The organism is Candidatus Methylomirabilota bacterium, from assembly GCA_035936835.1.
Taxonomy (GTDB): domain Bacteria; phylum Methylomirabilota; class Methylomirabilia; order Rokubacteriales; family CSP1-6; genus AR37.
The window spans coordinates 46229-54644 of sequence record DASYVT010000176.1 but is presented as its reverse complement, the minus strand read 5'-3'; the positions used below and the strand labels follow the sequence as shown (position 1 = coordinate 54644).

General features: G+C 68.7%; 8 protein-coding genes and 1 pseudogene. 7 read left to right on the top strand and 2 right to left on the bottom strand.

Going from position 1 to position 8416, the window contains the following annotated elements; all coding sequences use genetic code 11:
* Positions 1–77 precede the first annotated feature (77 nt).
* Genes VGV06_15945 through VGV06_15920 form a run of 6 tightly spaced genes read left to right on the top strand, consistent with a single transcriptional unit; the run spans position 78 to position 6048 of the window.
* On the top strand, positions 78–2495 hold the full coding sequence (locus VGV06_15945; GenBank protein HEV2056636.1) for a sodium-translocating pyrophosphatase: 2418 nt from the start codon (positions 78–80) through the stop codon (positions 2493–2495).
* The gene (locus VGV06_15940; protein ID HEV2056635.1) at positions 2492–2950 is read left to right on the top strand and encodes a nuclear transport factor 2 family protein; all 459 of its coding nucleotides are present in this window, start codon (positions 2492–2494) and stop codon (positions 2948–2950) included. The genes VGV06_15945 and VGV06_15940 overlap by 4 nt, the downstream gene beginning before the upstream one ends.
* A gap of 13 nt (positions 2951–2963) precedes the next feature.
* Complete coding sequence (locus VGV06_15935; protein ID HEV2056634.1) at positions 2964–4007, top strand: LLM class flavin-dependent oxidoreductase; 1044 nt, start codon at positions 2964–2966, stop codon at positions 4005–4007.
* Between the two features lie 30 nt (positions 4008–4037).
* On the top strand, positions 4038–4958 hold the full coding sequence (locus tag VGV06_15930) for a class I SAM-dependent methyltransferase (GenBank protein ID HEV2056633.1): 921 nt from the start codon (positions 4038–4040) through the stop codon (positions 4956–4958).
* Between the two features lie 58 nt (positions 4959–5016).
* Complete coding sequence (locus tag VGV06_15925) at positions 5017–5214, top strand: hypothetical protein (GenBank protein ID HEV2056632.1); 198 nt, start codon at positions 5017–5019, stop codon at positions 5212–5214.
* 6 nt (positions 5215–5220) lie between these two features.
* A complete protein-coding gene (locus tag VGV06_15920; GenBank protein HEV2056631.1) occupies positions 5221–6048 on the top strand; it encodes a cytidylate kinase family protein in 828 nt (275 codons plus the stop codon).
* A gap of 8 nt (positions 6049–6056) precedes the next feature.
* On the opposite strand, the gene VGV06_15915 is transcribed toward VGV06_15920, so the two are convergent.
* Both VGV06_15915 and VGV06_15910 read right to left on the bottom strand, forming a co-directional pair.
* Positions 6057–7262, bottom strand: coding sequence for a Do family serine endopeptidase (locus tag VGV06_15915; protein ID HEV2056630.1), 1206 nt, complete (start codon positions 7260–7262; stop codon positions 6057–6059).
* Positions 7263–7332: 70 nt separating this feature from the next.
* Positions 7333–7629, bottom strand: a pseudogene (locus tag VGV06_15910) (ArsC family (seleno)protein).
* A gap of 496 nt (positions 7630–8125) precedes the next feature.
* Here VGV06_15910 and VGV06_15905 point away from each other — a divergent pair.
* Positions 8126–8416: a helix-turn-helix domain-containing protein gene (locus VGV06_15905; GenBank protein ID HEV2056629.1), complete on the top strand. Its 291-nt coding sequence runs from the start codon at positions 8126–8128 to the stop codon at positions 8414–8416.

Here is an 8416-nt window from a genome sequence, read left to right as displayed (position 1 = left end):
TGAACGGAACCCACGAAACGCACCGGCGCGCCGTCTGGGTCTTGCCGGTGCTCCTGGCCCTGGTCCTCCTGGCCGCGATGGCCGGTCCGGCGCTCGACGCCGCCTGGGCCCAGGGCGTAGCCGCCCCCGCCCAGCACCAGGGCGGCGGCGAGGCCAATCTCAAGATCCCTGACCTCTCCCAGGTCAGCTTCGGCGGCATGACCGGCCGCTCGCTGCTTCAGTGGGGCCTGCTCGTCTGCCTCCTCGGTCTCGGGTTCGGCATGGTGATCTTCAAGCAGCTCAGGGTTCTGCCGGTGCACCAGTCCATGCTCGAGATCTCGGAGCTGATCTACGAGACCTGCAAGACGTACCTGATCCAGCAGGGCAAGTTCCTGATGATCCTGTGGGTCTTCATCGCGGTCATCGTGACGTTCTACTTCGGCGTGCTCCAGCACTTCACGGGCCAGCAGGTCTCGATCATCCTGTTCTTCAGCCTGGTCGGCATCGGGGGCAGCTACGGCGTGGCCTGGTTCGGCATGCGCATCAACACCTTCGCCAACTCGCGCACCGCCTTCGCCAGCCTCCGGGGGCTGGCGTTCCCCGTCTACGCCATCCCGCTGCGCGCCGGCATGAGCGTGGGCATGCTGCTGATCAGCGTGGAGCTGCTGATCATGCTCTGCATCCTGCTCTATGTCCCCCGGGACTACGCGGGCGCCTGCTTCATTGGGTTCGCCATCGGTGAGTCGCTCGGCGCTTCGGCGCTCCGGATCGCGGGCGGCATCTTCACCAAGATCGCCGACATCGGCTCGGACCTGATGAAGATCGTCTTCAACATCAAGGAAGACGACGCGCGCAACCCCGGCGTCATCGCGGACTGCACGGGCGACAACGCGGGTGACTCGGTCGGCCCCAGCGCCGACGGCTTCGAGACCTACGGCGTCACGGGCGTGGCGCTCATCTCCTTCATCCTGCTGGCGGTACCGAAGGAGATGGTCCAGGTCCAGCTCCTGGTCTGGATCTTCGTGATGCGCGTCATGATGATCGTCGCCAGCGGCGCCTCGTACTTCATCAACGACGCGATGGCGCGCGGTCGCTACGCGCACGCCACCAAGATGAACTTCGAGCATCCCTTGACCAGCCTCGTATGGATTACCTCCATCGTGTCGGTGGCGCTGACGTACCTGGTCTCCTGGTGGCTGATCCCCGGGCTGGGAGACGGCACGCTCTGGTGGAAGCTGGCGACGGTGATCACGTGCGGCACGCTCGCCGGCGCCATCATCCCCGAGTTCGTGAAGGTCTTCACCTCGACGAACTCGGCCCACGTGCGCGAGGTCGTGACCTCGGCGCGCGAGGGCGGCGCGTCGCTGGACATCCTGTCGGGGCTCGTGGCGGGGAACTTCAGCGCCTATTGGCTCGGAATGGTGGTCGTGGGGCTCATGGGCACCGCGTATCTGGTCAGCCGGGAGGGCATGGCTGCCCTGATGGTCGCCCCTGCCGTCTTCGCCTTCGGCCTCGTCGCCTTCGGCTTCCTCGGCATGGGACCCGTCACGATAGCCGTGGACTCCTACGGCCCCGTCACGGACAACGCGCAGTCGGTATTCGAGCTCTCCCTCATCGAGCAGATCCCCGGCATCAAGGCCGAGCTCCGCAAGGACCACGGTTTCGACGTCAACTTCGAATCGGCCAAGCACATGCTCGAAGAGAACGACGGCGCCGGCAACACGTTCAAGGCGACGGCCAAGCCCGTGCTGATCGGCACGGCCGTCGTCGGCGCCACGACCATGATCTTCTCGATCATCGTGGTGCTCACGCACCGCCTGACGGAGAACCTCGACAAGCTCTCGCTCCTCCATCCGCCCTTCCTCCTCGGCCTCATCACGGGCGGGGCGATGATCTACTGGTTCACCGGCGCCTCCATCCAGGCGGTCACGACGGGCGCCTACCGGGCGGTGGAGTTCATCAAGGCCAATATCAAGCTCGAGGGCGTTACCAAGGCCTCGGTCACCGACAGCAAGAAGGTCGTCGAGATCTGCACGCAGTACGCCCAGAAGGGCATGTTCAATATCTTCCTGGCCGTGTTCTTCGCGACGCTCGCATTCGCCTTCCTCGAGCCGTACTTCTTCATCGGTTACCTGATCTCCATCGCGCTCTTCGGCCTCTACCAGGCGGTGTTCATGGCCAACGCCGGCGGCGCCTGGGACAACGCCAAGAAAGTCGTCGAGGTCGACCTCAAGGAAAAGGGCACCCCGCTCCACGCCGCAGCCGTGATCGGCGACACGGTGGGCGATCCGTTCAAGGACACGTCGTCCGTCGCCATGAATCCCATCATCAAGTTCACGACCCTCTTCGGCCTGCTGGCCGTGGAGCTCGCCGTGTCGCTCACGGTCGAGCGCGGCGCCCTATTCACCCGCAGCCTGGCGGTGGTATTCTTCGTCGTGTCCGTGATCTTCGTGTGGCGCTCCTTCTACAAGATGCGGATCGAGGTCGAGGGAGCCGGAGTTCGGAAGCCGGCGTGAATCTGGTCGAGCGGTTCGCGGAGGCGTTCAACCGGTGCGACGTCGATGGTCTCCTCGCCTGCTTCACCGAGGACGCGACCTACGGAGACCTCTTCTATGGCCCGCACACCGGGCACGCGGCTCTCCGCGGCATGTTCGAGCGCATGTTCCGCGAGGGCCGCGACTACCGCTGGCAGATGAACTCTGTCGTGATGGATGCGCACCGCGCCGCCGCCGAGTGGACCTTCAGCTACACGGCGACGGCGGCCGTGCCGCGAAGCGAGGGGCGCCGCGTCCGGTTTTCCGGCATGAGCGTCTTCAATCTCGACGGCGGGGATCTCGACGGCGGGGACCTCGAGGGCGGGCGCATCCGCGCCTACCGCGAGTACGCGGACACGGGCGTGGCGCTCCTGCAGCTGGGCTTCGCGCCCGAGAGCCTCGCCAAGGTTCTCGCCCGCCGCCTACCGACTGCCTGACGGCGCGGGCCCCGTGCTTCTCCTCAGCGTGCTCGACCAGTCGCCCATTCGCACCGGCGGCACCGCCGCCGAGGCCGTCGCGGAAACGCTCGAGCTGGCGCAAGCCTGCGAGCGCTGGGGCTACCATCGCTACTGGCTCGCGGAGCACCATGCAAGCCGCGGCCTCGCCGGCTCGACCCCGGAGGTGCTCGTGGCGCACGTGGCCGCGCGCACCTCGCGCATCCGTGTGGGCTCGGGCGGTGTCATGCTCAGCCACTACAGCGCGTTGAAAGTGGCGGAAAACTTCCGGATGCTGGAGACGCTCTACCCCGGGCGCATCGACCTGGGGATTGGGCGCGCGCCCGGCAGTGACCCGCGGACGGCGCGAGCGCTCGCCCACGGGCCCGGCGCGCTCGGCATCGAGCACTTTCCGGCCCAGATCAGCGATCTCCTCGGCTTCCTGCGAGGCGACCTGCCGCAGGGCCATCCCTTCCGCGGTATCCGCGCCATGCCCGACGGCCCGACCATGCCCGAGCTGTGGCTGCTCGGCTCGAGCGACGAGGGGGCGGCGCTCGCGGCCCACTTCGGCACGGCGTTCGCCTTTGCCCACTTCATCAGCGACGAGGGAGGCGCCGAGGTGACCCGCGCATACGCCGCGCGCTTCCGTCCCGGGGTACTCGAGGCGCCGCGGGCGAGCGTCGCCGTCTTCGCGCTGGCCGCCGACACCGAAGCCGAGGCGCAGCGGCTCGCGAAGAGCCGCGACCTGTGGATCACACGCCTCTACACGGGCCGCCCCGGCGCGTTCCCGTCGGTCGAGGAGGCCGAGACGTACCCGTACACGGAGCAGGAGTTGGCCATCGTCCACCACGCGAGGCGGCGCACCATCGCGGGCGCGCCCGAACAGGTGCGCGACCGGCTCCTCGCCCTGGCGGGCGCGTACGGGGCGGCCGAGCTCATGATCGTGGCCATCACATTCGACTTCAAAGCGCGCCTGCGCTCCTATCAGCTCCTGGCCGAGGCCTTCGGCCTCGATCCGTCAGCCGAGCCGCGGGGCGCCGACCGGCCGGGCGGGGAGTGATATGATGATTGCCGAAGGAGCGCCCAGACCATGAGCGAGTCCGCCGGGTCCGCGCCGGTCCCCGACGCCGCAGACGTGGACGGCGTCATCCAAAGCGTGCGCTTCGAGCTCTACCGCGAGAACATCTACGGCGCCCTGGAGATCGTCGAGGCGGCGCACGCCGCCAGACCCGACCCGCGCTACGCCGAGCAGGCGGCGCGGATCCGCTCGTGGCTCGGCCACCTGCAAAGCCGCGAGGCCTACGTCCTTGCCCAGGAGCAGCAGTACAAGGGGCTCCGCTGGAAGCTGGGGTTCAAGCTCCTGGAGAAGCGGATCCGCATGCTGTCCGGGAAGAAGACCCGCAAGATGATCGAGCGACGCGGCCGCGACCCGGAGTTCCAGGAGCTCGAGCGCGAGGTCGACGCCGTGAAGCCGCGGCGCGTGCTCGACGCCGGCAGCGGCGAGGGCGGCGTGGCGATGGCCCTCTGCGCGCGCCACCCGGCGCTCGAAGTGGACGGCGTCGAGGTGTCCTTCACCAACGTCCGGATCGCCCGGCAGCTCAACCGCTGGAAGACAGCGTCGTTCCGCCAGGGCCTGGCCGAGGAGGTCCACGAGTACTTCGAGCCCGGCCGCTTCGACCTGGCGTACTCGTTCGCGGTCCTCGAGCACGTCCGCGACGTGGCCGCGACCGTCCGCTCCATCCTGACCGTCCTGCGGCCGGGTGGGCGCTTCTGTTTTGTCGTCCCGATGCACGAGTTTCGCGCCCGCGGCCCGATCCCCGACTACCGTCCGGTGCACGGCTACGCCGACCACTGCCGGGTCTTCAGCGAGGCCGACCTCCGGCGGCGCTGGGGCGGCAAGCCTGGGTTCCGGGTCGTCAAGATCCCCGGCGCGTGGAAGCACGGAGAGATCCCGGACTGCTTCGAGCCCGTCGAGTTCGGCTCCTTCTTTGTCTCGTTCGCCAAGGCCTGATCCCGGCCAGAGGCGCTTGCGTTCGGGGGGCTTTCCTGGTACTGAGTGGCCCACTCCTATGCGACTCAAGCGCGAGGCTGTGGAAGCGATGATGGCGGGGCGGCCCGCGGGCACGACCCTGGAAGAGGCCTTGGAGGTCTTCGAGGTCTTCGCCAGCGGCACCCTGGCCGACGAGGTCTACGTCCTGGACGACGTCAGCGGCAAGCGCATCGCCATCGCGCCCGCCGCGCTCCGGAACAAATACCGGAAGGAGTGACCAGCCATGAGCATTCTCTCCGTCTCCCACGAGATCGGCGCGGGCGGCCCCGAGATCGGCCAGAAGGTGGCCGAGCGGCTGGGCCTGCACTACGTGGACCAGGAGCTCATCTCGGACGCCGCGCTGCGTTACGGTGTCCAGGAGGAGAAGCTCTCGAGCCTCGACGAGTCCAAGCCCTCGCTCTTCGAGCGCTTCGACGCCGAGACCCGGCGCACCATCACGATACTGCAGACGGCGCTCTTCGAGTTCGCCGAGAAGGACCGCGTGGTGCTGATGGGCCGCGCCGGGCAGTGGCTGCTGCGGGGCATCCCGCACGTGGTACGCGTCCGCGTGATGGCGCCCTTCGACCTGCGCGTCAAGCGCCTCGCCAAGAAGCTCTCCGGGCAGATGGGCGAGCACACCAATCCCCGCACGGTGCAGGACATGGCGCGGCGGGACGACACGGAGAAGCTCGGGCGCGGGCGCTACCTGTACGAGATGGACCTGCGCGATCCCTCCCTCTACGACATCGTGCTCAACACGGAGAAGCTGTCGATCGACGCCGCCGTGGAGCTCGTCGCCGGCGCGCTCCAGCGGCCGGAGCTCCAGACGACGCCCGCGGGGCAGCAGCTCGTCGCCGACCGGTCCCTGGCCTCGCAGGTCCAGGTGGCGCTCGCCACGAACCCGGAGACCCGGAGGTACCGCATCACGGTCGAGGCCAAGAGCGGGCTGGTCACCCTCGAGGGCACGGCGGCGATGGATGAAGCGGTGGAGGTGGCGCGCTCGGTCCGGGGCGTGCGCGAGGTCAAGACCCAGCAGGTGGACATACCGCCGATCCCACCTTTCGTAGCCTAGGGGCGGGGCTAGCTCTTCGGGGTCGGGCCGGCCGGGCGCCGGGGGCCGTCGTCCGGCGCCTCGGCGACGATGACGGTGACCGCGACCTTCTGCTTTTTGCGCAGCACCTGCAGGACGACCTTGGTGCCCGCCTTGGTTTCCGCCGTCAACCGCTGGACGTGGTGGTAATCCTCGACGCGCATCTGGTCGTAGGCGAGGATGACGTCGTTCTGCTGGAGCCCGGCCGCCGCTGCCGGGCCGCCCGGCACGGTAGAGGCGACCAGGGCCCCCTGCTTCTCCGTAACCCCGAGTGACTCGGCCAGCTCGGGTGACAGCGGCTGGAGCGACACACCCAGCCATCCGCGCACCACCCTGCCCTTGTCGACGAGCTGGTCCACGACGCGCCTGACCATGTTGATGGGGATGGCGAAGCCGATGCCGATGGATCCGCCGCTCTGCGAGAAGATCGCCGTGTTGATGCCGATGACCTCGCCCTTGACGTTCAGGAGCGGCCCGCCGGAGTTGCCCGGGTTGATGGAGGCGTCCGTCTGGATGAAGTTTTCGTACGTGGCGACGCCAACGTCCGAGCGTCCCGTGGCGCTGATGACGCCCACCGTGACGGTCTGGTCCAGCCCGAAGGGGTTGCCGATGGCGATGGCCCATTCCCCCACGCGGAGCGCGTCCGAGTTGCCGAGGGCGGCGATCGTCAGCTCGTGGTCGGGCTGGAAGCGGATCACCGCCAGATCCGTCTTCGGATCGGTGCCCAGGATCTGGCCGCGGTACTCGCGCTTGTCTGACAGCTTCACCGTGATCTCGTCGGCGCCCTTGATGACGTGGAAGTTGGTGAGGACGAGGCCGCGCTTGTCGAAGATCACGCCCGACCCCAGACCTGGACGGCGAAACTCCGAGCCGCCGCCCGGCCCCTCGGGGCCGAAGAACTGCTTGAAGAAATCCTGGAAGAAGGGGTCCTCGCGCCCGGGCGGCGGGCCCGGGGAGCGCGGAGCGCGGGCCTTCTGGATGGTGCCGAGGTTGACCACCGCGGGGCGCACGTGCTCGGCGACGCCGGCGAAACCCGCCTGCAGGCCCTCGGCGGGCGTCAGGCCTGCGGCGGGCCGCGAGGCGGTCGCGCCGCGTTCACCCGGCATCGGGACGACGCCGTGCAGCACGTACCCCGCTCCGGCCGCGATGGCCACGAGCAGGGCGACGAGGGTGCCGGGCAGTAACGTGCGGTTCATGACGAGGATCTGGGCAGCGGATGATAGGCACCGCGCCCCCGGGCTGTCAAGGAAGGCGGCCTGGGTGACGCTAGCCCAGCACCTGTCTGTACGTCGCCTCGTCGAAGCCCACGAGGAGCGTCCGCCCCTTCCTGAGCGTGGGCGCCCGCAGGTTGCCGGTGGGCCCCAGCAAGAGGCCCAGCAGCGTGGCCCTGTCCGGCTTGTCCTTGCTGAGATCCATGTGGACGACGCGCTTGCCCCTGACGACGTAGAGCTCGTCCACCTTGGCGAGCACACCGAGGGCGTGCCCGCCCGTGATCGTCTGCTTCTTCGCGTCCACCTGGGTGGCCGCGCTGATCCCGCGCTTCGCAAGGAACCCTTGCGTTCTCGCGCAGGTCTGTCAGCCGTTGCGGTGGTAGCTCCAGTCGACTCTCGTCATGCCGTGACCCTCCGTTTGCGCCGCAGCATCGGTTCCTCGATCCAGTAAGACGGCATCCTGTGCTTGCCGGTGGGCGCATTCTAGCGCATGCGGCGACCAGAGAAACCAACGCCGGACAGGCCCGAGGCTTGACGCGCGCGGGCGGTCCCCGCTAGCGTGCCGTGCGCGAGGCGTGAATCCCGGAGCAGGCGCGAGGAGGATCCGCGAGTGAGCGAGCTCGACGAGATCCTGAAGCTGGCGGCCGAACGTCACGCCAGCGGGGTCCACCTCCAGGCGGGGCTGCCGCCCGTCCTGCGGATCCTGACCCGGCTCGTGGCGCTCGAGGCCGCCACGTTGGATGCCGCCGCGACGGAGCGGCTGATCTTCTCCAACGGCGCTGTCCTGCCTCTGGACCTACGCGTGGCCCGGCAATATCCGCGAGCTCCAGCACGTGCTCGAGGCGGCCATGGTATTCTCCGACGAGGTCATTCTGGCCGAGCACCTCCCGCCTTCTCTTCGGAGTAGGGCCGCGGCGCCGGCGGGCGCGGCGCTGCCTCTCGCCGCCGCGGGAGGGTCGCTCGACGAGACCCTGGCGGACTGGGAGCGACGCATGATCCTCGATGCCCTCGCGAAGGCCAGCGGGATCCAGGCGCGAGCCGCCAGGCCCCTTGGCATCTCGGAGCGGAGCCTCTGGTACCGGGTCAAGAAGTTGAAGATCCCGGTGCGGGGGGCGGAGGACGAGATCGAGCCTGCATGA